The sequence below is a fragment of the Streptomyces sp. GbtcB7 genome, assembly GCF_019091445.1.
In the GTDB taxonomy this organism is placed as follows: Bacteria; Actinomycetota; Actinomycetes; order Streptomycetales; family Streptomycetaceae; genus Streptomyces; species Streptomyces mirabilis.
Genome location: NZ_JAGXJM010000058.1, coordinates 1 through 22,652, shown reverse-complemented (window position 1 = coordinate 22,652; position 22,652 = coordinate 1). Strand labels below are relative to the sequence as shown.

The 22,652-nt window shown below is 65.6% G+C and carries 23 protein-coding genes and 4 pseudogenes; 14 read left to right on the top strand and 13 right to left on the bottom strand.

The annotated features are described in order from the left end of the window. Positions 1-349 precede the first annotated feature (349 nt). The 8 genes and pseudogenes from KVT44_RS50730 (at position 350) to KVT44_RS50695 (ending at position 5,932) form a co-directional block, all read left to right on the top strand. A complete protein-coding gene (locus KVT44_RS50730; RefSeq protein ID WP_217575400.1) occupies positions 350-1,138 on the top strand; it encodes a hypothetical protein in 789 nt (262 codons plus the stop codon). A gap of 22 nt (positions 1,139-1,160) precedes the next feature. Further along, positions 1,161-1,436: pseudogene (locus KVT44_RS50725) on the top strand (site-specific integrase); the annotation flags it as partial. Positions 1,437-1,658: 222 nt separating this feature from the next. After that, positions 1,659-1,958, top strand: a complete 300-nt coding sequence (locus KVT44_RS50720; protein ID WP_254651013.1) for a hypothetical protein — start codon at positions 1,659-1,661, stop codon at positions 1,956-1,958. A 338-nt stretch (positions 1,959-2,296) separates the two neighbouring features. Further along, positions 2,297-2,554 (top strand): annotated as a pseudogene (locus KVT44_RS61305) (IS3 family transposase); the annotation flags it as partial. Positions 2,555-2,827: 273 nt separating this feature from the next. Continuing rightward, positions 2,828-3,265: a hypothetical protein gene (locus KVT44_RS50710; protein ID WP_229889243.1), complete on the top strand. Its 438-nt coding sequence runs from the start codon at positions 2,828-2,830 to the stop codon at positions 3,263-3,265. 143 nt (positions 3,266-3,408) lie between these two features. Next, positions 3,409-4,620: a hypothetical protein gene (locus KVT44_RS50705; RefSeq protein ID WP_308314371.1), complete on the top strand. Its 1,212-nt coding sequence runs from the start codon at positions 3,409-3,411 to the stop codon at positions 4,618-4,620. A gap of 41 nt (positions 4,621-4,661) precedes the next feature. After that, positions 4,662-5,204 carry a hypothetical protein gene (locus KVT44_RS50700; RefSeq protein WP_308314370.1) on the top strand — a complete coding sequence of 181 codons (543 nt, stop codon included), beginning with the start codon at positions 4,662-4,664 and terminating at the stop codon, positions 5,202-5,204. Then, complete coding sequence (locus KVT44_RS50695; protein WP_099922146.1) at positions 5,201-5,932, top strand: ATP-binding cassette domain-containing protein; 732 nt, start codon at positions 5,201-5,203, stop codon at positions 5,930-5,932. The genes KVT44_RS50700 and KVT44_RS50695 overlap by 4 nt, the downstream gene beginning before the upstream one ends. Before the next feature lie 933 nt (positions 5,933-6,865). Here KVT44_RS50695 and KVT44_RS50690 read toward each other — a convergent pair. Both KVT44_RS50690 and KVT44_RS50685 read right to left on the bottom strand, forming a co-directional pair. Further along, the gene (locus tag KVT44_RS50690) at positions 6,866-7,138 is read right to left on the bottom strand and encodes a hypothetical protein (protein ID WP_217575396.1); all 273 of its coding nucleotides are present in this window, start codon (positions 7,136-7,138) and stop codon (positions 6,866-6,868) included. A 212-nt stretch (positions 7,139-7,350) separates the two neighbouring features. After that, a complete protein-coding gene (locus KVT44_RS50685) occupies positions 7,351-7,929 on the bottom strand; it encodes a hypothetical protein (protein WP_308314369.1) in 579 nt (192 codons plus the stop codon). 39 nt (positions 7,930-7,968) lie between these two features. Between KVT44_RS50685 and KVT44_RS50680 the strand changes: the two genes are divergently transcribed. Beyond that, entirely contained in the window at positions 7,969-8,109 is a 141-nt protein-coding gene (locus KVT44_RS50680) for an integrase (protein ID WP_217575394.1), read from the top strand. 286 nt (positions 8,110-8,395) lie between these two features. Here KVT44_RS50680 and KVT44_RS50675 read toward each other — a convergent pair whose 3' ends face one another. Beyond that, positions 8,396-8,962 carry a Uma2 family endonuclease gene (locus KVT44_RS50675; protein WP_217575392.1) on the bottom strand — a complete coding sequence of 189 codons (567 nt, stop codon included), beginning with the start codon at positions 8,960-8,962 and terminating at the stop codon, positions 8,396-8,398. A gap of 658 nt (positions 8,963-9,620) precedes the next feature. Continuing rightward, positions 9,621-11,132, bottom strand: a complete 1,512-nt coding sequence (locus KVT44_RS50670) for a helix-turn-helix transcriptional regulator (RefSeq protein WP_254651010.1) — start codon at positions 11,130-11,132, stop codon at positions 9,621-9,623. 174 nt (positions 11,133-11,306) lie between these two features. Between KVT44_RS50670 and KVT44_RS50665 the strand changes: the two genes are divergently transcribed. Together KVT44_RS50665 and KVT44_RS50660 are read left to right on the top strand one after the other, a co-directional pair. Continuing rightward, positions 11,307-11,480, top strand: a complete 174-nt coding sequence (locus tag KVT44_RS50665) for a hypothetical protein (RefSeq protein WP_217575389.1) — start codon at positions 11,307-11,309, stop codon at positions 11,478-11,480. 436 nt (positions 11,481-11,916) lie between these two features. Next, entirely contained in the window at positions 11,917-12,375 is a 459-nt protein-coding gene (locus KVT44_RS50660) for a hypothetical protein (RefSeq protein ID WP_217575387.1), read from the top strand. On the opposite strand, the gene KVT44_RS50655 is transcribed toward KVT44_RS50660, so the two are convergent. Together KVT44_RS50655 and KVT44_RS50650 are read right to left on the bottom strand one after the other, a co-directional pair. Next, positions 12,376-12,600, bottom strand: a complete 225-nt coding sequence (locus KVT44_RS50655) for a glycosyl hydrolase-related protein (RefSeq protein ID WP_254651009.1) — start codon at positions 12,598-12,600, stop codon at positions 12,376-12,378. A 185-nt stretch (positions 12,601-12,785) separates the two neighbouring features. Continuing rightward, the gene (locus KVT44_RS50650; protein WP_217575385.1) at positions 12,786-13,100 is read right to left on the bottom strand and encodes a hypothetical protein; all 315 of its coding nucleotides are present in this window, start codon (positions 13,098-13,100) and stop codon (positions 12,786-12,788) included. A 437-nt stretch (positions 13,101-13,537) separates the two neighbouring features. Here KVT44_RS50650 and KVT44_RS50645 point away from each other — a divergent pair, with 437 nt between their 5' ends. Then, positions 13,538-15,640 (top strand): restriction endonuclease, encoded by a 2,103-nt coding sequence (locus KVT44_RS50645; protein WP_217575383.1) that lies wholly within the window; start codon positions 13,538-13,540, stop codon positions 15,638-15,640. Between the two features lie 228 nt (positions 15,641-15,868). On the opposite strand, the gene KVT44_RS50640 is transcribed toward KVT44_RS50645, so the two are convergent. The 6 genes and pseudogenes from KVT44_RS50640 to KVT44_RS50615 form a co-directional block, all read right to left on the bottom strand. After that, the gene (locus KVT44_RS50640; protein ID WP_217575381.1) at positions 15,869-16,039 is read right to left on the bottom strand and encodes a transposase; all 171 of its coding nucleotides are present in this window, start codon (positions 16,037-16,039) and stop codon (positions 15,869-15,871) included. Between the two features lie 342 nt (positions 16,040-16,381). Continuing rightward, on the bottom strand, positions 16,382-16,555 hold the full coding sequence (locus KVT44_RS50635) for a hypothetical protein (protein WP_217575379.1): 174 nt from the start codon (positions 16,553-16,555) through the stop codon (positions 16,382-16,384). Positions 16,556-17,302: 747 nt separating this feature from the next. Then, entirely contained in the window at positions 17,303-17,617 is a 315-nt protein-coding gene (locus tag KVT44_RS50630) for a hypothetical protein (RefSeq protein ID WP_217575377.1), read from the bottom strand. A 477-nt stretch (positions 17,618-18,094) separates the two neighbouring features. Beyond that, positions 18,095-19,366 carry a cutinase family protein gene (locus tag KVT44_RS50625; protein WP_217575375.1) on the bottom strand — a complete coding sequence of 424 codons (1,272 nt, stop codon included), beginning with the start codon at positions 19,364-19,366 and terminating at the stop codon, positions 18,095-18,097. Positions 19,367-19,539: 173 nt separating this feature from the next. Next, the gene (locus tag KVT44_RS50620) at positions 19,540-19,749 is read right to left on the bottom strand and encodes a hypothetical protein (RefSeq protein ID WP_217575373.1); all 210 of its coding nucleotides are present in this window, start codon (positions 19,747-19,749) and stop codon (positions 19,540-19,542) included. Between the two features lie 12 nt (positions 19,750-19,761). Continuing rightward, positions 19,762-20,452 (bottom strand): annotated as a pseudogene (locus tag KVT44_RS50615) (transposase family protein). A 222-nt stretch (positions 20,453-20,674) separates the two neighbouring features. On the opposite strand from KVT44_RS50615, the gene KVT44_RS50610 reads away from it, so the two are divergent. Both KVT44_RS50610 and KVT44_RS50605 read left to right on the top strand, forming a co-directional pair. Next, positions 20,675-21,505, top strand: a complete 831-nt coding sequence (locus tag KVT44_RS50610) for a hypothetical protein (protein WP_217575371.1) — start codon at positions 20,675-20,677, stop codon at positions 21,503-21,505. Further along, a complete protein-coding gene (locus KVT44_RS50605; protein WP_217575369.1) occupies positions 21,502-21,732 on the top strand; it encodes a hypothetical protein in 231 nt (76 codons plus the stop codon). The genes KVT44_RS50610 and KVT44_RS50605 overlap by 4 nt, the downstream gene beginning before the upstream one ends. Positions 21,733-22,228: 496 nt before the next feature. Here KVT44_RS50605 and KVT44_RS59345 read toward each other — a convergent pair. Next, a pseudogene (locus tag KVT44_RS59345) lies at positions 22,229-22,576 on the bottom strand (hypothetical protein); the annotation flags it as partial. Between the last annotated feature and the right edge of the window lie 76 nt (positions 22,577-22,652).

The window sequence follows — 22,652 nt, the reverse complement described above, 5'->3', positions numbered from 1 at the left end:
GGCTGGTTGGGTGTGTACGGGGGCGTTCACCTGCGTTCATGGGCGGCTCGCCACCGGATTGGGATCGGCTTCCGGTCTCGGCTGAACGGCGGTGAACGAGGCTGAATGAGACGGAAAGTGAGACGGGCGCGGCGGTCGTTGTCAGTACAGCCTCGTACTGGGCGTATTCGGCTGTTTCGCCAACGAAAAGAGATGCCGTGCCGGGCGTCGCGAGCGTCAAAGGTCTTCAACCTGTGATCATGGAGCGTTCATTGAAAGTGATCGACGAGGAGCTCCAGGTCGCGGGGGCCGATGTGCCGCCGCCGCGGGGCGCTCGCGGTAACGCGCTGTAGGTGATGTGGTGAACTGGTTGACCTCGCTGCCGGCGGTGGTGCTGGTTGTGGGCGGGCTCCTACTTGCCCTACTGGTCGCGGCCGTGGCGCGGGTCGGCGTCCGGGCGCTCGTACCGGTCGAGGAACGGGATCGGGTGCCGCAGATCGCCACGCCCCTGATGCCGACACTCGGCGCTGCCTTCGCGATCTTTGCGGCACTCACACTGGCCAGCGAGGCCGGCTACCTGCGCGCAGCCGAGGGGTTGGTGAGCGACGAGGCGGCCGCGGCCTCCCGCCTGGCATGGGCGGCGACAAGTCCGCGAGTCCAGTCGGAGCCGATCCATGCGGCGCTGCTGGACTACTTGCGGACCACGCGTGCCAGGGAGTGGGAGGCTTCAGCAGCGGCGTCCGGTGACGACCCCGCCACCGCTCACGCGATCGCACGGCTGGAGCGGAGCGTGCGCGCCGAGGCGGCCCGGCCCGAGGTGGGAACCCCGACAGGCACGGAGCTGGTGGTTTCCATGGACGGTGTCACCAGTAGTCGTCGCGCCCGCGTTGCGGCCGCCTCGCGCGACGTTCCCGCGCTCTACGTCGTCACGCTTGTGGTCAGCGGACTGGCCTTGATCGTGAACTCCGGCGCACTGGTCTTCCGCAGCAGCCTGCGAACGTCACTGCTGATCGTAGGCGTTGCGAGTGTGGTCGGGCTGAGCCTGGCGTTGCTCTTCGCACTCAGCGCGCCGTGGAGCGGACCGTTCATCGTCAGTGGGCATCCACTCGACGCCGTCATCGGGGACCTGAAGTCCGGCTTCTTCGACGGCGGGCCGTAGGCGACGGGCGCGATCAGTAGCCGACGACTGGGTCCAGGCCAGGAAAGCGGCGGGCGTCACGGCCGAGCTGCACTTCCACGACCTGAGGCATACGGGCAACACGCCGGCCTCCACGGCCGGGGCCGGCACGCGGGAGCCGATGACGCGGATGGGCCACAGCAGCTCGCGGGCCGAGCTGATCTGTCAGTGCATGACCGGCGACCGTGATCGGGCCGTCGCCGACCGCCTCGGCGCGATGATCCGCGACGGCGGGGGAGACCCCTCGGGCAAGGTCGACAAGGACTCCACCCGGACGTAGTGGCACGCGTGTGGCACGGCGTCGGAAACGGCGAAGGGCCGGCCTGGGAGGTGAATCCTCCTGAGCCGGCCCTTCTCTCTGTGCCCCCGGCAGTGCCCCGGCAGGATTCGAACCTGCGACACCCGCTTTGGGATTTCGGTCCGGCGGCCTAGGTGAAGCCCTGGCGCTCGTGCTGGTCCAGCGTGTGTGGTCGTCCAAGGCTGCCTGCGTACACCGTCGTTGATGTCAGCTGGTGATGTCAGGTCGGACGGCGTCATGGAGCGCGTTGAGGCAGAGCTGTTCAGTGATGGCGGCAACGACGCTGTGGTTCGCATGCCCGGCAGATGGTTCCCCGGAGTGCTGGTGCAGGGCCACTCCCTTCACATCCTCCGCAGCGACATTGCCGAGGTGGTGGAGTCATGCGAGCGCGGCGACCTGGACGAAGCGCGGCACTCCGCCGGCCTTCTTCTGGCGCACCTGGACGCTTTGCCGGCCCGGTACGAGGCTGCGTTGGGCGAGCACGGGATTCCGCGCCCGTACTGAACTGCGGGGCCATCACCTCGGGTTGACGCTGAACCCCCGAAGGCTGCCTTGCAGGGGCGGACGTGGTCGGCGACGCGGTTCCCCAGGTCACTCCAGCTGTAACGACAGCCCAGGTGAACCGGGCATCTCGACTGCGGCGAGCCGTCGTTGACCGTGGCTGACCGCACGATGTGGAACGGCTGTGGCACGCACATAGGGACTACGGGCTTGGAAGGCGCATGGTGCGTGTGGCGCGACGTACAACCTGAGCAGCCGGCTTGCCTGCCGCGACCTCTGACGGAGACCGACTTCGACACATATTCGAAGGAGATGGCGTCTGACACTCCTTCGACCGTTCAGGCAAGACGTACGGCTCGCCGAGGATCACGCTGGATCTGCGGGAGGAGTGCTGGCGGGTCTCCGAGAACACCGTCACCGAGATCATGGCCGAGTTTGGCCGAGTTTGGCCGACAGGGCCGCAAGTCGCCTGCCGGCGCCGTCCCCTGGCCCATCCCAGCAGGTGGAAAGTCGCCGCTGACCTGGTACGGCGCAAGTTCGACTCCGTAGCCAGGGACGTGTTGGGGTGGGGGCGATATGACGGAGATCGATACCGGTGAGGGCAAGCTCTGCCTCGCCAGTGTCCACGATGCCTTCTCCCGCCGGGCCTTGGTTGCGCGAGGGGTGAGCGGCACGACGCCGCGCTGGTCAGCGCCGCATAGCAGATGGCGATTGCGGCGAGAGCACCCCCTCCGCTGCACCAAGCGGAACCCAAGAACAAGCCACGGTGGCCGAATGTTGACGTAAAGATCATTTAAACAGTAGGTTCTCGCCGTTCCACCCGGAAGTGATCATGAAGAGCGTGACGCCGGATGGAGGACTGGGGAACCCGTATGTCGGGCATATCAATCAAGCGTGTCTCCACCGTGGCCGGCCTGGCTGCCGCCGCCGTTCTCGCCGCGGCGCCGGGTGCCTGGGCCAACTGGTCGAGCCACATCACCTCTTGGACGGATGGCGGGACCTCTCGCACCTGGGCCGACGAGAGCTACAGCCAGATCCAGTTCACCGGGTGCACGGCTCAGTACGCCACCACGAAGCAGGTTGTCGTCCAGATGTGGGACTACGACGCGCTGTCGTCCAACGACTACTACGGTGCCAAGACCTTCACCAACTGCTTCAACGGTGCTTCCTACACGAGCAACGGTGAGTGGACCGGGCTGCCCACCGAGCCGGACTTCTACTTCGAAACCTCCAAGGTCGGTCAGGGCGGGAGCTGCTGCCTCCTCAACGTGACGTCGGTCTACGTCGACACCACCAAAGCCGACAGCTGACCTTCGGTCCGAGGCGCGGCGCTGCCCCGTGGGGCAGCGCCGTACCTCAGCCCGTCCCGAGCCCCACGAGGAACCCCTTGAAACCGCTCGCCCGAATCCGGTCCAGCAGCGCGCTGTGGGCGTCACCCGTCGTCTTGCTGCTTGTGCTTGCCTATTACTTCACGGACATCACTTCCGACCTGCGACTCGACCCGCTCGACTACGCGCCCACCGTCGTCGACGCGGTGCTGCGCAACCTGGTACCCGTGGCCTACGCGGTCGCCGCGGCGTTGGGCGCCTGGGAGGCACGCAAGCTGGGCAACGCGGACGTCTGGCAATGGGGGGTGGTGCGCTCCCGCTACACCATCGCCGCACACACCCTCATCCCTGTGGTCACGCTGGCCTGGCTGGTCCTGCTCCTGCCCGTCCTGTGCGGGCTGATCCAGACGGGAACCCCGCTGGACCTGGCGGGAACCGGCCTCGTGGTGTTCGCCATGCTGCTCTGCGCGGCCCATGCCGTGATCGGGTTCGGCTGGGGAGTCGCGGTCCGGCACATCGCGGCGGTTCCGGTGATCGCGGTCCTCGACTTCCTGGCCCTCGGCTGGTCCACAGGGCTTACAGTGCCCTGGCCCCGGCATCTCACCAGCCTCTACCCGGGCAGGCTGTTGTTCGGCGAACTGCCCACCGCGCCAGCCATCGTGGCGCCCCTCCTCGTCGGTCTCGGCGCCGCCGCGGCGGTGGCCCTGCTCTGGTCGGGCATACCCCGGCCGTGGTTGCGCGCCGCTCTCGCCGGGGCACTGGCGCTGGCCTGTTTCGGCGGCGGGTACGCCATCGTCAAGGACTGGAGCTACATCGGGCCCCGGAGCACGGGGCACGGATCGATGTCCTGTACGAATGACAGCCCTCGCATCTGCACCCCATCGGCCTATGCCGCAGAACTCCCCGCCATGCGCGAGGAGGCGACGGCTACCCTGCAGACCCTGCGGAAAGCGGGGATCGACGCCCACCCGGCCACGCTGACGGACACCCTCGCCGCGGTGAGGTACCCAGAGCCGTCCACGACCACCGACTGGCACCTCCCGCTCGGTACGAGCCATGCGGTGGGTATGACGCCCTACCAGGTCGCCCGTACGGCGGTTCGCTTCGAGTGTGAGCCGCCCGCGACCGAGCCCGCCCGCCTCGTGTACTACTGGGTGTCCATGAAGGTTGGCCAGGGCGATGTCTACCTCCGGCGCCTGTCCACCGAACCCGACTTCACCGCGCAAAAACGGGAACTGCTGCGCGCACGGGTGGGCAAGGTTCTCGACATGGACGCTGCGGACCAGACGAACTGGTTCCGGCGCACCGTCGCGTCCGCGTGCGAGCAGGCGCCATGATCTGGTGGCTCAAGGCACGGCGGGTGCATACTCACCTGCCAGTGGGATTCCTGTTGTTCGTCCTGCTGGCCGCCGTCGTCCAGGACGGCCCGGTTCACCTGCCGTCGATCTCGCTGGGCACCTCGGAAGGGGTGCAGGCCATGGTCTTCGTACCGCTCGTACCGGCGGCGGTTCTGTTCAACTGCCTTGGATCACGGTTCGGTTCGGCGGAAGAGTCGGGAACCCGGCTGGTGAGGGGGTACGACGCTCTGCTCGCGCTCGGCGTCGTCGCGCTCACGTCCCCGGTGGGTTCTGCCGTGGCAGCCGCGACCGGTTCCCGTGCCGCCGAGTCCCTGGGCCGCAACACCGCCTTCCTAGTGGGACTCACCCTGCTGTGCGGCGCCCTCTTCGGCAGCTCCGCCGTGCTCATGCCGGCGGTGTGGCCCCTGTTGGTGGTCATGTTCGGTCTGCGCCGCCCGAACGATCCATATCCGTGGACCGTGCTGCTCGAGTCGGCCCACACCTGGTACGCCACCGCTGGCGCCGCGCTGATGCTCGCCGTCGGCATCGGCGCACATCTCATCTTCGCTCGGAGGTCCGCATGACCGTGGTACTGGAATCCTGCAGCTATGGCTACGGTCGCCGTCAGCGTCCCGTGCTCTCGGACTTCGGCTACCGACTGCCGGACGGACTGACGATCCTGCTTGGGCCCAACGGTGCCGGAAAGTCGACCCTGCTGAAGCTCGCCGCCGGGGTCACCTCCCCCCGAAGGGGGACTGTGACGCTCGACGGCATCTCCGCGCGGTCTAAGGAGTACCGCCGTGCGGTGGCGTGGATGCCGCAGACCATCACGCCGCTGCCCTCCCTCACCGTGCGGGAGTACGTCGCCTACGCAGGGTGGCTGAAGGGGATGAACCGGCGCACCGCCTGGGACGAAGCGCCCCAGGCGTTGGCCCGCGTGGAGATGGGCGGGAAGGCGGGGGAGAGGACGGACCGGCTCTCCGGAGGCCAGCTGCGCAGGGTCGGCGTGGCCTGTGCCCTCGTGCACGAGGCGCGCGTACTGCTCCTGGACGAGCCGACGGCGGGCATGGACCCGCGCCAGCGCCGCGTCTTCCGGGACCTGCTGGCGAGCCTGAAACAGGACGTCAGGGTCCTGATGTCCACCCACGACGTGGCCGATCTCGCCGAGGAGGCGGACCACGTGTCGATCCTGGCGTCCGGACGGCTGGTGCTCAGCGGTACGACCGCCGACTTCCTGGCCCACACCCCCCAGGGAACGGCCGAGGGCAGAAGCGCGGAAGGGGCCTACACAGCACTGCTGCAGTCGCTCTGACGAACACTCTGCCCGTAGCCTGACGTAATGCATCCTGAACGGCTGCCGACATGCGTCTGCACCTGTGGTCGAGAGCGACCAGCCTGACCGTGAAGGATCTCGAAAACCGTCGTGGCGCGAGTCGCCGCGGGTTCAAATCCCCCACCCACCACGCATGTTGAAGGCCTCTGACCAGGCAAGTCGGTCGGGGGCCTTCAGTGTTGTCTCGTCCGGTGGCGACCGCGATTCCCCGCGGTTCCCCGACCGATCGGGCACGAGTGGGACACGGCCGGACGACGGCTACCGCTTCAGCGCTCGGTAGCGCTTCAGGAGTTTTCTTTGGACGGGGTTGTGACCTGCGGAGACGTCGGCCGCAGTGTGTCTGGCCTGGGAAGATTCCACTCCATAGGTCTCACGTGTTCGCGGGGTTTCCCGGCCGCATGTGTGCTGAATCCGTTTCGCAAGGACGTCTTGACGAAAGCCCAGCCGTGACTGCACAGAGTCCACGTGATCGCGAGAGACCCCATTGCACCCCCTGTGAAGGTGCACCCTACTTCCGGCCGGCGGATCGGCCTTGGGATGGAGACATTTCGATCAGGATCGATTGCGGTCGCCGCCCCTGCAACAACGCCCGCTTTAGGAGAGAGGGTGGGGTGTCCTACCGGTGACCTGCGACTTCCGTGGCCGAGCCAGTGGGCATGTCGACGCCCGGCAGTCGCCCTTGTTGACCGCGGCTGACCCCTGCATCTGGCACGGAGGTGGCACGCGACTATCTGCGTCGTGCACCTTCTGATCCGTAGCTCTATAGAGATCAGCCGTTGAGGGTCATGCAGGTCGCGCTTCAGCCATACGAAGACGGGGCTGGTCGGATTCGGTCGTTGAGGTTGCTGTATTTCGCTGCTGCACTGATTGAGTGCCCCCAGCAGCCGTGCTGGGGGCACCCGTATGCCCGGATCAGATGGCGTCGATCCGCCAGGCGATCACGCCGGTCGACCCCTTGGCGCCGTCGACATCAATGCGTACCGGCTTGTGCACGGTGATCCGCTGCTGGACCACCGACTGATCGCACGGCACCTTGGTCTCCGTGCCGGTGCTCGCCGGTGTGAATGTCAACTGCGCGCTGCCGCTGCCGACGCACACCAGGTTGAGCCTGTATGTCCCGCCCTCGTTCAGGCTCGGCTCGGTGTGGATGCCGTCGATCACCCGCTCCGCGCCGGCCTCGACCATCTTCCCGCTGTGGACGGCGGGCAGGGCCGCTTGAGCCTGCTCAGTGAGTTTCTTCTGGGACGGCTCTGTTGCCGTCTGCGCCCCACTCGCAGCAGGCGGCGAGTGATCTTTGGAGGCTTTGCCGTCATCGCTGCCGGACGTGCACGAGGCGAGCAGGACTACTGACGCTGCCACAGCGCATCCGGCGAGCCATGCCCGCGGGCTCGAAAAGGTCATGACGAGGTTTCCCAGTACTTCCAGCCAGTCTCGGATGTGGGCAGCGTCGCCGACCCGTGAGCGATCTCGACGCCACCACAGCTGCTGCCACCGGCGGAACGGTACCGCTTCCAGTTCAACTTGTACCCCCACGAGCCGTACTGCAGGTGTCCGTACTTGTTCCGGCTGATGTCATGGGAGTAGTTGTGGCCGATGGCGACAGAGACACTGGCACCGATTTTGATGCTGATGGTGGTCTTGGCCTTCGCGAGGATTGCCCCGGCCGACCACTCCCCGCTGGCTGAAAATTCGGCAGAAATGGTGCCAGTTTTGGTGACGGACACGGACATGGTGCCGCCCGGACCGTCCTTGTACTTGGTGCCGTTCCACCAAGAAGGAACGTGGTATGCCGTCTTCGACGTGATGGTGTACCACGTGGACGGCTGGTCACACATGGACGGCGCCTTCTCGGAGAGTGGCTGATCGGTGGCGTCCTCCCAGACCTGTCTGTCGTTGATGTCCGCCGTTTGGTCAGCGGATATCGCGCTGTTGTCGCCTGTCGGCAATTCATCAGCGGAAGCAGTACCCGCAGTCACGAAGCAGAGAAGCAGAGCACGCGGGAGCTGATGACGCGGATGGGTCACAGCAGCTCGCGGGCCGCGCTGATCTATCAGCACATGACCAGTGACCGTGATCGGGCCGCCGACCGCCTTGGCGCGATGATCCGCGACGGAGACCTCCCGGACAACGGTGACAAGGGCTACGCACGGACGTAGTGGCACGCGTGTGGCACGGCGCCTGAAACGGTGAAGGGCCAGCCTGGGAGGTGAATCCTCCTGAGCCGGCCCTTCTCTCTGTGCCCCCGGCAGGATTCGAACCTGCGACACCCGCTTTAGGAGTGGGATCGAATCCTGCCGGGGAGTGCCTGGCGCTGCCGCGCGGTGCTGTTTCCCCTGGTCAGAACCGCACGGCGAGCCACTTGATTCCGGCTCATGCCGCCCTGTATCGGGCTGTCCGCTCACGCATCGCTCACGCGCTGCCGGCTGCTGAGCAGCGCGTGGGTCAGATCTGGCCGAGATCGATCTCCACCGCGAAGGGGGCCGCTGCCTTGAGGACGCCGGTGAACACGTCTCCGTCCCGGTACGTCATCGTCGCGGGGTCGAGAACGTAGGTGTACACGAGAGGAACGCCTGTTGCGGCCTGCTCGATCCTCCAGTAGAAGCCGATGCCCGCCTTGGCGTACTGGTCGACCTTCACGATCCGGTCGGTGGTCTCCGAGCCTGGCGACACCACCTCCGCGACCAGCAGCACGTGCTCAGGGCGGGTGGGGGTGATGTCGATCGTGTCTGCGCGGTACACGACGACGTCCGGGCGGCGATTGGTGAGAGGGACGTCCTGAAGCCGGACGTCGAAGTCCGTGTCGGCGTTCCACTCCGGGCCCGAGGCGGCATCCAGGGCGTTCGCCAGAATCCGGGCCAGCCGGTTGTGCCGCTTGGACGCACTGGGACTCACGACGACCATTCCGTCCACGATCTCGACACCGGCGCACTGCTCCTCGGACCAGGACTCGTACTCCTCCGCCGTGATCTGCTCATGCATCCACGCCGGGGCCACCATCTCGGCCGTCATGAAGCACCTCCCGGACACTGTGCTGCGGGCCCGATCCCGTTGGATTCAGCGTACTGGCTGCTGTCCGTCCGGCACGCTTATCCCGCTCGCGCACCCCCTGCCGGCCGCCATCCGACCAGCGCGCCCACGCCAAGAGTGAGGAACCGGCACGGTGGCCTCGTCGCCAGGGGACCGGAACAGGCCAGCGCACCACTGACCCAGTGCGGCAGCCGCAGCGGTACCGCCGACGAGGATACGGCGCGGCGGGGACCTTGTCCCGTTCGGTACGCGTCTGCTGCCCGAGGCGGATCGGGCGATCGCCGAGGCCGCTGCCCGGCTTATACCGCATGCCGACGTCGCCTCTGAGAACGCCGCGGCCGAGTCGGAGCCGAGGCGCGTCGGTGACGAGGTGCCCGGCCCGGAGTCCGTGCCGGATGGCGCTGATTCGTTGGGCGCCATTGGGGAGATCAACTCCCCGCCCGCTCACGCAAACGGCCCCGTAGGAGGAGTCCGAGGCCGAATAGAGCACCTCCTTGGGGGAGAAATCCCACGTCAGCAGCGTAATGCGTTGTGCCCCGGCAGGATTCGAACCTGCGACACCCACTTCAGGAGTTCGATCCACCCCCGGCAAGGTGAAGCCTTCCTTTCTGCACTGGCCTCGCTGGCCGTGTGGCGTACGTCAAGAGTCGGTGGGCACCCACTGACGCACACCGTGTCCGTTCGTGCCGTACCAGTAGTGGGACAGGCCCTTGATGCTGCTGGTGCGGAACGGGCGGCCGTGGTCGTCGATGCGGACCGTGCCGGTGCGGCCCTGGGAGGACCAGTCGAGTTCCAGGTACCACTTGCAGTCGTAGGTCTCGGTCGTCGCGGTGACCAGCAGCACCTCCGGATCCTCGGCGGAGACGCGGTAGGGGAACTGCACGGCGCGCGCGTGGGGGATCGGGCGGTTGATGTCCAGGTTCACGGAGAAGTCACGGGGCGTCAGGCCGCCGCCGCATCCCTGGCCCATGGCGTACGCGTTGCCGGTGACCGGGGTGCCGCGGCTGACGATACGGACCCGGAGGGCCTCCAGGACCACGGCCGTGGACGACTTCCCCTGCACCGATATCTGCACCATCGTCTGCCGCCCCGGCACCGCCCCCTGCGTCGCCGCCCACACTCCGGCGTCCTGCTCCACCGGCGGCGGGGGCACCTGGGTCGGCTCCTTGTCGATGACGTAGTCGTACCCGCAACCTCCGTCCCAGATCTGAGAGTCGACGGTCCAGGCGAGGGGCACACCGGTCGGCGCGGGGGCGGCGCTCTTCGCGCCCGCCGACGGTCCGCCCTTTGCCTCGGGACTCCCCGTAGCCCATGCTCCTGCGGACGGCGAGGCCGACGCAGGGCTGGGGGAGGGGCTGGTCGCAGTGGCCGAGGGGTGGTGTGACGTACCGGTTCCTGTCGTACGGGACCGACCGGTGGCCTTTGCCGAGTTGTCGTGAGACCGGTCGGCCGACAGCGCCGACAGAGTGCCCAGCGCCACCAGCAGCACGGTCGCCGTGGCGGCGCCGACCGCGGTGTGGCCACGGCGGTACCAGGGCCGTCCGGTCGAGCGGGTGGCATCCCACCGGACCGTCGGCTCGGGACTGCCTGATCCGGGAGCGTCGGAAGCGGGCAGCCCGGCGTCGGATGCGCCCGTGTCGGATGCGCTCGCGTCGAGTCGCCGTGGTGCACCGCTCGTGCCGTCCCCGTCACCACCGATGTCGTCCGCGCTGCCGCCCGCGCGCAGCGCCGTCCGGCTGTCCGGACCCGAAGCCCGCCGGCCACCTGCCGGCTCCGGCACCCCCTTGGCGTTCGTCGGCTCCGTTGCCTCCTCGGCCGTTGCCGACTCTGCCGCCCTCTCGCCCGTCCTCGACCGCTGTCGTGCCGTCACCGCGAGCAGCCACTGGCGGTGCAGTTCGAGGCGTTCCTCTGGTGTCGCTCCGCAGAAGGCGGCCAGGCGCTCCACCGGGGCGTAGTCCTGCGGGACCGCCTCGCCCGCGCAGTAGCGGTGCAGCGTGGAGGTGTTCATGTTGAGGCGCCGGGCCAGGGAGCCGTAGCTCCGGTCCGTGCGGTCCTTCAGCCGGCGCAGCAGCGCCGCGAACTGCTCGACGTCGTCCCCGGTCGACACCGTTCCCCCGTCTTCCCACGTATCCCCGTATCCCAGGCGGTCCATATACCTGCACGTCAGATGGGCTGGGATGGTTCCACCGTCGCCGGACGGGCGTCCGGCGTTGCGCCGGGCCGCCGTGACGGCCGATGCTCTTGGTGTCGCACCGACCAGGGCCGGACCGACCACCCGGCGGCGGTCGACAGACGACACCCATCCACTCATCCACGGGGGACACCCATGCCCAAGCGCACCCGAGCAGGCACGCTCCTCACACTCACCGTCACGGGCCTCGCGCCCACCGTCACGGGCCTCGCCCTCGGCGCGACGCTCGCCACACCGGCGAACGACTCGGCCAAGGCGCCCGGCTTCCTCGCGGCGACCGACCTCCCGCCGCACCCCAGCTCCTCCTGAACGACCGGCAAGGTCGCCGCGGGCGTACCGGAGGCGGTGGAACAGGACCGCTGCCTGAGCATGAAGCCGGGCGACGACGGCTCGGCTCGCGGCTGACCAAGAACATCAAGTCCTGTGCGGCATCCGTCGAGAAGGCAGACCCGGAGACCGAGGCCACCGCCGAAGGACTACAGCACGCTGTCTGTCGAGGAGAGCACCCAAGTCCACAGCCTGCACACGGTGATCTCCTGGGGCGCCTCCGACATCCGACTGTTCTCCGTCTGCCTCCGTCTGCTCTCCGTCGGCTGGGACGGCAGGACCGCCACGGCCGTGAACAAGCTCCACTGACCGCATGACCGGGGCCGCCCTCCGCCACGGGGGTGGGGAGGGCTGCCCATCGCCCACCGACAGCGCCATTCGGCGCGATTCGTCACGACTCGAAAAGCAGGGAACACACATGAGCAGCAAGACCCGCACCGTTCTGACCGCCGGCGTCCTCGCCGTCGCTCTCGGCCTCGGCGCCACCGCCCAGGCATCCGCCGGCGCCCCGCGCAGCGTCAGCGGCAAGCCGTCCGACAACATCACCCGCATCGCCGACTTCTACGGCGCCTACAGCGACGCGGTGCTCGGCGAGGACCGCGGCCACCTCGGACAGGCCCTGCGCAGCCACTACCTCACCCCCGCCTTCCAGAAGGAGTTGGCGGCCTGGGAGAAGAGGGAGCACGCCGACGGCGTCCTGCGCGCCCAGAACGTCCCGCTCGCCTGGAAGGTCACCGACAACGGCACCACCCGCACTTACACGGAGGCCGTCGTCACCCTTACCTGGGGCAACACCACCACCAAGCTTGTCGTCGACATGGCCCGCGACAGCCACAGGATCTTCCACATCGGCGACAAGGGCGTGGGACGCAAGTAGTCACTCCGGGCGCAGGCTCCGCGTGAGGATCTGGAACGGTCGTAGCCCGAAGGCCAAGTCCCTCTCGTGCCGCCGCCGTTCCAGCAGGTCTGACACCTCGGCACGGCCCACCGGGAACCCCGGACCGAGGTGGCCCGCGCCCGGCCGCCCCGGGGACTCGTACAGCCGCACCATCAGATCCCCTCCGCCGACTTCACCGACTCGATGGTCACGGCGGCTGGTCAAACGCCACCTACGGAGATCCGTAGGTGGCCTTCTCCTTGGTGCCCCCGGCAGGATTCGAACCTGCGACACCCGCTTTAGGAGTTCGATCTACACCTGTCCCTGGGGCCGCCAATGGCTGGTTCGACGGTCGTGCGGGGTTGCCGTTGTGTGCCGTCGTCCGGCCTCGTTGATGTCACTCGTTGATGTCAGGAATCAGTGCTGACCTGGCAGTTCTCGTGGCGGCATTCGTCGTTCCGCCGGTGGAGCTGTCGGAGGCCGTCCAGAGCTGCGACAGGGAAGGAGTGCTCGATCCACTTCTTCCGGTATCCGGCTTCGCCGTGTAGCCGCAACACTGTCTCGGCGGCCTCCACTACCGCATGGCTCAGCACGGCACGTGGCTGTGTGGAGTTCCAGCAGCGGGTGCCCTCAGCATCGGGGGTGTCCCAGCTCGTCGACATGTCCGGGAACCGGTAGATGGCGATCTCCACATCCGCCCCCTGGCGCCGGAGCCGCCATCTCACTTCGGCAGGTTCGAGGTCGAAGGAGACTCGCTGGGGGCCGGCTGCTCCGTAGAGCCCCGCCACCATCGAAGCGGTCCAACTCGGCACGGAGGCCCGGCTACTGGAGCGAGCCTCCGAAACGCTCGACGACCAGGACACGGACCCAGACCAAGGGCGACTGCTGGCGAAGGAACTGACCGGGCCCCTGCGAGCCGTCCTCCGCGTCGCGATCAGCCGCGGTCACCTGCTGGCGGTGAACGGACCACACGGCACCTGAAGAAGCGTCCGCCCGACGACGCCTGCCGCTGACGCCCCTCTCTTCGGCAGGGGAGCCCGAACACCAATCGGGCTCCCCTCCCCGTCGTGCTGTGCTAGAGATCTTTAATGGGGTGGTGCGGCAGGAAGTAATATGAGGGGTTCAGTAAATCTGGAGCCAGAAGGGATGGGGCAGGGAAAAGATGATGAATCCGGACCACCTCAACGCAGCCGACAGTCGCCAGTTCGCCACCTCGGGTATGGCCGCTCCGACAATCCAGCGAAACAAATGGATGCAGCAGGCGTCATCTGTGCCGAACCTCTTGTGCGGGAAAGATGAAATGTTCCCGCTCACTCTTGAACTCGTTCGGATGATTGGCAATGGTGAAGCTCTTGATTTCGACGCGCGTCCGACCCTATCGAGCGTAGAATCGTCAAGGACCTGGCGGCAATATTCGTATGTGCTGCGTCAGATGGGATTGGTCCAGAATCGAAAGGGAGTCCTCCGGCTGACCGCCGATGGTTCCGAGTTTCTATCAGACGAGTCGCGCTCACGTCTCGCCTCTTTGATGGCTGATCGAATCCGACTATTCGCAGAGGTGCTCGGACTCCTCGTACGCGAGCCACTGACGGTCGAAGAGGCTAATGCCGAATTGGTCGAGTCGTATAATCTCGACTGGAAATCCGTGAACAATACACGCCTTCGGATGACGTGGCTTGAGGTCCTGGGAATGGTCGAATGGCTCGGAGGGCGGAAGCAAAGCGCGACTCCTAATGGTCGTACGCTCTTTGCCACCTGGGAAATCGTGACGCCTTCGGCCCTGGAAATTCACGACTCAGGGGAAGTTATTGACATTCCTGAAGCTCCAGAGGAGATTGCCACCCTTCTCGAACAGCTAGCCACAACTCAAGGTGCCCAAGAGGCTAGGAATACCTACAATATTTGGGTTCCAAGCCCAAAGGAGGACCCTAACAAAATTGAAAATATGCGAACGTGTATTGCGGCAGCAGCGGATCAAATTGAAAAGGATGCACTGCTGAGATTCATTGCAGATCGGTTCGGCCTGAAGCGCAGCAGTGTTGACTCCATGCTGCCATTTATGCGGGCTGCTGGACTTCTACAAGAAGTTCGTCGCGGAGTATTCTCCGCGACTCCAGCAGCCAAGGCATGGCTGCACTCAGGCTCGGATATTGATTTCATTCGAATCCTTCATGCGAATATGAAATTCGTCGGCGAACTGATTCGTGCAGCGAAGGTTAACGTTTCGCGGAATGATGTATATCAAGAAGGAATTAAGTATGGTTTGAACAAGGACAAGGTGCGTTGGCTTACGGCTTTCATGGTTGAGTCGGGCCTACTCGTCGAGACATCTTGGTCATCAGTACAGGCCACAGCGACTGGGCTGCTCCTTATCGAGACACTTCCCCTCGATGAACCACGCATTCCGAAGGTCGCTACAGAGCATGAGTCAGCGTCCGCATTGACACCACAGGTGCTAACTGAACCGGATGAAGTCTCCCGCATTGTGGAGTCACTAAAGCGCGCTTCCGTCGACCCGTCCGCCGAAGGGGGAACGCCAGGCGCGGCGTTTGAAGGGTGCATCGAGAAAGCGTTCAGGCACATGGGCTTCCGTGCGCAGCGAATTAGTGGTCCTGGCGACACTGACATCGTGGTGCAATGGTTCGATAATAACGGATCATTGCGGACTGCAATTGTGGACGGAAAGTCGACGTCATCTGGTCGAGTCTCACACAACAACGTGAGCGACGTGGCCATTGACACGCATAAGGAAAAGCGCTCCGCGGAATACGTTGCAATCATTGGTCCTGCCTTTAGTGGCGACACACTCAAGAATATGGCCCAGAAGAAGCAATGGGCACTCATCACCGCTGAAGAGTTGGGTCAAGTCGTCAGCTCATCCGAGGCACTTGGCCTGAGGCCAGTGGATATCGGAATTCTGTTCGAGGTGCCGGATGGGCTGTCAAGGCTAGCCGGCCTAATCGACGCGCGACAGCGGGAGCTTGATATCTTGACTCTCGTGATTTCTCGACTGAAAGTTGAGTCAGGAACGGAAGAGGCGGTTTCGGCTCGTGACATTTCACTGATTGAGCGCGCTTCGCAATTGGCGCCAAATATTGATGAGCTACTTGAGATGTTCAGGCTGTTTGATCGCCTTGACCTGGACATTGTGCGAAGTATCGAGGACGTACCAGATCCGCGTTACGCAACCTATCGGATTGGGGATGCGCGACCGGCAGCAAAGCGCCTTCGCGCTCTTGCAGCTGCAATTGAGAGGGGCCTCTAGAGATCTTCAATGACTGAGGTTCCGGTGGTTGGAAGCCGAGGCCGGTCTTGGCGCGGTGAGTTGGTCGAGGCTGTGTTTGGTGAGGTTGGCCAGCGACCTCTTCAGATGCTCCTACACACCCTCGATCGGATTAACTCGGTTGCGTACGGCGGAAGCTGGTAGGTGGTCAGCCATAACCGGGCTCGATCAGCTGGCGCATAGTGCGGCTGTGTACTTGTTCAAAATAGCTCAGACCAGGACGATCGGTCCGCCGAGCTGCTGGTGTGCGGCGTCGAGCAGTCGGGCGTAGTCGGTCTCGGTGAAGCCTTTGCGCTGGCCTTTGGCGGGGCCGCGGGCGAGGTGGATGCGGTAGATCAGCCGGGGCCGGCGGCCGGACTTGGTGCAGATCAGCGCTGCCATGGGACGCGATTGGTGCCCGCGGCAGTGACCCGCACGACGGGTGTGTGGCCTCGGCGCCCCCAGGTTCAGCCTTTGGGCGGCCTCAGGCACTGGCCCGCTTCGCCCTCGAAGCAGAGCCAGGCGCCCAGGCCCGCCGCCCTCTTTTATGACGGGCCGCTGCTCGTCCTTCCAAGCGGCGATCCTCGCCCGAGTCCGGCACTGGTCTGCCCAGCCGACGTCGGCCGGCTGGCATCCAACACCGACTGCACGCGATGTCTGAACCTCAGTCGACGAAAGTCAGCCACGATGGCGAGTGCGTCGACCGACCAGGCGCGCGTATGCCTCGCTGCACCCCCGCCGGCCTCAGCCACGTTGCCGGTGCTGTCGACCAGGGAAGTCACGACGGCCGGTCGGGAGTTGCATCGCCAGCGCCATCAGCTTGACCAGCTGCGTGCATTTGAGGCTGATTCGGTGGCCGACCTGGCCGACCTGGGCGAACGGCTGGACTGTGGTCTTGTAAGCGACGCTTGCATTCACCGTGACTCCCCGCTGTTCCCCGCTCGTTGTGGTGCGCTTGTGGTGCGCCCGTGTCACCGAACTGCTTCATCAGGGGCTCCTTCTACCCCTGGCGTGAGGTCGTGCACACGCCTACCGTGCTCGCCCCGGTTCCACGTGATGACACCTTTCCTGTCGGGCATAGCCCCCGGGTACGTCCACGCTGACGGAATCCCAGAAGGGCTCGGACTCCCTGAAGTGCCCGCCTCCCGTGTGCCACTGGAGCCCGGGATACGCGCGGCGCAGAGACCGGAGAGCGGCTGAGGCCAGGCCGCAGCGCTTGTAGCCCTCGTAGGTATAGGGCGATTCCACCCAGCCGATCCGGCATTGATCGCACACTACGTACTCGACCTCGAAAGCCAGATCGGATCTGTAGTAGGCCGCTCGGATACGCCAGCCTGTCCGCTCATAGTGCCCGGCGGGCCGGTCGACCCAGGGTTTCGCCGGCGGGGCGGACGGCTCGAAGCGGTAGGACTCGGGCGACACCCATCGGCGGAGCCGGTCCCGCCAGGTCGGTTTGTCCGGCCACTCCCAGACCCAGTGCACATGGTCAGCGAACTGTGCCACGACACGGGCTGCTGCTTCCTCCCCCGCCACGGACTCACTCTCCGTCTCTTCCGTGTCTCATCGAGCGGCTGCGACCTGCCGTTCGCCGCCCCTGCTCGTAGCTGATCCGTCACTGGTTGTCGCCGAGCGCCCCTCGCACGGCCCAAGGACGACCTAGCGCGATCACTCAGGCCGGTCCCACTCATCCAACTTGATCTTCACTTGGTGGTTGTGATCTGCATGCCAGATGACCACGCCTGACACCGCGGCGCCCATGGCGGGCAGCTCCAGATCATGCGGCATGCCGCCGACCTCGGCCAGCCCCACGGCATCGGGCATCCCATGAATCCGGATGAAGACACCGAACCGCTGACGGCCGATGACCTCTCCTCTGATGCGGGCACCCTCAGGCAGCGCCGCGACGGTTGCTGTCCAGCTCTGTCGAACTGCCTCCGCCGCCGGCACTCCAGAACCTGCGGGCAATCTGAACTCATCCATGGCTAGAGCATGACTGTGTCGAGGGCCGCCTTGTAAGGGCGGCTGTGCGGAGAAGCGAGGATGCGCAGGCCATTCCGGGTTCGAGGAGTCCCCAGCTCAACGGCGCATTTGGACTGCGGCGAACCGTCATTGACCGTGATTAACCGTCCGATGTGGCACGGCCGTGGCACGCGCCGCCACCCGGCTCGCTGCCGGGCAACACCTTGAGAACGGCGGTGATCGAGGGCTCCTTGGGCGCTGCCTTGAGCGAACAGCCGGTTCACCGCCGCACTGGCCCGTCGCTAGCACCGTGACTGCCCGCTGTTCCCGCTCGATCTGGTGCGGCCGTAGTGCAGGGCGGCCAACGTTTTCGACGGGGCGCCTACTCGTACAAGTGACGCTGAAAGGCCGCGAAAACGGGGCCGTCCCTCCGAGCTGATACCCACGCCCGGAGGGACGGTCTTGCGTGAGCGCATCACGCCTTCGCTTCCGACGGGCCTAGGGAGCAGGGAGCTTGAGATTGGTGCCCGGGAAGATCCAGTGTCCGCTGTCGCTCGACACAAATCCGTGGTCGCGCGCAGCCTTCTCGATCATCGACCGGCTCTCGTCGTAGATCATCCGCCACTTGGCAGCGTCGTCGAAGATCTTCTTGGCCAGGCCGGACAGAGTGTCCCCCGCCGCCACCGCCACGGTGGTGCACGGCTTACCCGTCGCGACGAGACAGGACGCCGCCGTGGCCGCATCGGCCGCCGGGCCGCCGATCAGGGGAAGACCTCCGTACACTTGGGCGGCGTGCGGGAGGAGTCCCTTTGCGATACGCGTGAAAGAGAGGTTTGACCTCTCTCCGGGATCACAGAGAATGTCCCCCTTGTTGCACTTCATGATAGTCCGACCAGTGAACCCTTGTGGTATCGGGTGCGGCACCACTCCCGGCAGGACGCCCACCAGATTCACCGGGTCGCCGAACAGCTCCACTGCTCGGATCCGAGAGGCGACCGCAGGCTTGAGATGGGGGTCACTGAGCGCCTTTTTGATGGCGACGTCGCCTGCCGAATATCCGACGAGCGCAAGACAGCCATCCTCGGACAGCTCGTTGAGCTTCTTCACGACCGCGTCCCTGCCCTGGTCAGTTCCCTTTTCGTTCGGAAGCTGACCGGACATCACGGGGTACCGCACTGAGTTGTCGACAGTGACCTCAAGCCCGGCGCTTTTCAGCTTGTCCTTGAGAGGATCCGTCGCCCAGGCCCCCCTAGTGGAGTCCAGGGAACCTATGAACCCGCCTACGTAGACGATCGTGACCTTCTTACAGGTCAGTGGCGGCGTCGGTCCCGTGTGAACCTCTGGGTGCTCCACGGGCGCGGATGACTGTGAGGGCCGCACCGAAGCCGCCGGGGAGGACGACGTACTGGGGAGCGGCGCAGACGTCTCGTGTGTTGGCGTCTCCTCCGTGGGAGTCGACGTCTCGTGTGTTGGCGTCTCCTCCGTGGGAGTCGACGTCTCGTGTGTTGGCGTCTCCTCCGTGGGAGTCGACGTCTCGCGTGTTGGCGTCTCCTCCGTGGGAGTCGACGTCTCGCGTGTCGGTGTCTCCTCTGTGGGAGTCGACGTCTCGTGTGTTGGCGTCTCCTCTGTGGGAGTCGTCTCCTCTGCGGGAGTCGACGTCTCGTGTGTCGGTGTCTCTTCCGTGGGCGTTGGCCCCACGGTCTGAGCGAAGGCCACAGTGCCAGGCGCGAAGACGAGGGAACCAGCAACCGCCAAACTACTGATGGTCATCAGCGTGGCTTGGCGGGTAGTGCGTATTCGCGAAGATTGCCGGGGCATTCGTCGCATAGGCCACCTCCCTTGCAGTGATGCTCTGCAATACGCAGAGTTACCACTTATTACGCTAAGCGAGTGGGCCCTGTGTGGCGTGCCAGGTCAGCCGAACGGGTGGTCACTGGAACGCGTCAGTCCGGGCGCATGGCCTCCGCCATCTTTTTGGCTGCGTCCGCGCGGACGACGCCCAGATGCACGTACGAGCTGCCTTTGTGGGCCACCACAGGCCGGATGGTTCCCCAGACACTTTCCGGAATCCCGAGCGATACCAGGGCCGCCCGGATCGCCTCCGCTGCGTCGGCAGCCTTGGCGCGGCTGTCCCGGTACGTCTGCATAACCATCAGTGAGCTTCTTCAGCGTTGCTGCTCCAGGGTGAGGATGGCTTTGGCGATTGACGTCATGCGGTTTGGGCTGCATCGGAATCTGCGGAAGATGCGCCAGGACTTCAGGCGTGCGACGCCGCGTTCGACCGGTGCCCGTGCCGCAGCCAGGGCCCGGTTGAGGGTCTTCTCGGTGGGGGTGAGTTCCTGCAGGGGCCTGCGTTTGATGCCTGTGGTCACCCAGGGGCCGCCGCCCTGGTAGGCGAGATCGGCCAGGATGGGGACGCCCTGACGCTCGCAGATGCGGATGATCCGGTGGGTGCGGGCCGCGGTCAGGTCGTGAGTCCGGCCCGGCAAGGCGGGTGAGAGCCACAGCAGCCGGCCGTCCGGATCGGTGACCACCTGCACGTTCACTCCGTGCCGGCGGTGCTTGTGGGAGTAGTCGGCCCGTCCGTCGCCGACCCGGTCGCACTCGGTGAGGGTGCTGTCCAGCAGGACGAAGTCCGCATCGGCCTCGCGCAAGACCTTCAGCAAGCCCGGGGCGCGTTCGGCGAACAGGCGGACGACCGCGCTGGTGTAGGCGTGGGCGGTGGACTCGCTGATCCCGAACCCGGCAGCGATCTTCGCCAAAGTCGTATGTTCGCGCAGGTACACCAGTGCCACCATCGCGCTCGGACGGGCAGAGCTTGCAGCGCCGGTCGCCCTCACGGGTGACAACGAGCATGGTGACCCACTCCACGAGCGCATGGGGCAGGTCGAGTGCGGCGCCCCGAGCAGCGTGGTTGAGACGTCAGACATCTCAATCAACAGCTCGGGGGCCTCGCTCGTTGCGCTTCGTGGACCGTCACCTGATCGGCGGCCAACTCGAAGAAACTCACTGATGCCGCCCAAGCTTGCCCAGAGAATTGTCCACCGTGGGCCTTGAGTAGGTGCTAGAACGTGCAGCATGGCACTGCCCTTCAGTAAGTCGCAGATCACTCGTCTCGGTGAGCGCCTGGTCAGGGCAGATGAACCGAGTGACGAGGATCTGGCGGCGCTCAGCCAACTACTCATCGCGTATGACGACACCCTGGCGTCTGCCTTGGAGCTTGTACGTGACCTGGGCTTTGATCCCACGAGTCGCGTCAAGAACACTGGAACGATCTTGGAGAAGCTAGCCCGGCATGGTGGCTCGTGGCTTAAGAGCATTCAGGACCTGGCAGGGATGCGGATTGTCCTTGATGGCGACAGGGCGGTCCAGGATGAGGCCGTCCACTTGATCACCGAGGCTTTCATGTCGGCTGAGCGCGAGCCGAAGATCATGGATCGTCGCTCGCAACCAAGCCAGGGATACCGGGCCGTGCATGTGATCGTGTATCCAGACAGCATCCCGGTCGAGATCCAGGTAAGAACGCAGTGGCAGCACGAGTGGGCTGACATGTTCGAGAAGCTGGCGGACCTGATTGGCCGAGGTATCCGCTACGGAGAGCCCCCCGCGCACTGGTGGGAGACGGTCAAGGACATGGCCGATGATCAGACGCCGGAGCACGCGGCCCTCTCCCGTCAGATCTACGACGCCTCATACCGGCTTCACGTGGCCATGGCGGAAAGCGCAGTCGCGTTGAGCGACTTGATTAACGCCTTGGAGGAGGTTGAAGCCTTCGGGGAGCATCAGGATGTTGACGAGGTACAGGCTCTGTGGGACTCGGTTCGGGCAGACCTGGCTGATCTTCGGGAAGACATGAGCGGCATGACACCTGTCTCAGAACGTCGCGATCTTGGTAGCGTGACTTCATGACTAACGTTCTCGTCGTGTACGACCGCTCAGCTGGTCGCCTGCTGTCTGAGCGGCAGTATGCGAACAGGCGAGACGCTATGGCTGCCCGCTTCGAGGTTGAGAAGCAGTATCGCGATCATGCGAACGTTGAAGTAGTTGTGCTAAGCGCCAAGAGCCGTGCTGACTTGCTGCGCACCCACGCTCGGTACTTCCTGAGCCTTGATGAGCTTGCCGCCCGGATGGCTTGAGGTATACCTCACAGGTCGGTGGAGTCTGAATGGGCGAGTCAACGGCCTGATCTGCATCCCTGAGCCTCGCTGTGTCATGGGCTTCAACCCACCACTCGCCCCAGCTCCCATCCCGTCCGCCTTCGACCCACACACCGTGGAGCGGGCGTGGTTCAGGGCGTCAAGGTGGAGCGCGCCACTGTACGAACGACCTTGACGCCCTGGGCCGCGACTGCTCGGCTCTGCCTGGGTCGAAGGTGGTCGGGATGGGAGCTCACAACGCTAGCCACGAATCCGCCGGCACTCGCGAACGGCGCCCCATCCATCCCGGAGTCTGAGCGCCCCCGCCGGAGGCATGTCTCTGGCCCGCGGATGACCGTTCTCGCTTCCGCCCGCCTGCACGCAGCGCGCCGCCGGGCGCGGCCAGCCGGGGCGAAGACAGGAGGCAGGCCGCGCCGCAGAGGCGGGGGGCGGCCGCGGCGGGGCCGGGCGCGGGAGCCCGAGAGGAAGATGTAAATCAAGAACTGGGGAAGGGCTTGAAGTCGTTCGCGCAGGACGGGAGTTCAAGGCTTCGCCGGTGCGCCAGGGGTAGGAAGAGCGCCGGTCGTGCCGTCCAAGTGATGCGTGCGCCGCCCTGGTTGATCGTGACCGTGCAGGGCTCCGAACACAGGAGAGCTCTTCTCGTCTCGATGCGGCCCTCGTACAGCCATTCCCAGGCTTCGTCGGAGGCTCTGGGGTCCAGTGCTGGCGTGATGGTGCGGAGTGCGATCGCTATCCAGCGGTCTGCCTGTCCGGCCGAGTGGGCGTCGAAGGAGCCGCGAAGGGTCGGCTGTTCTGTCTTGGTGAGGTCTTGGGTCCAGCATTCGGGTCTGGTGCACGATCGGGTGACATCTGAACTGGCTTGCCCTGCGGGGCGGGTGGGAAGGATGTCGCTGTGCCCA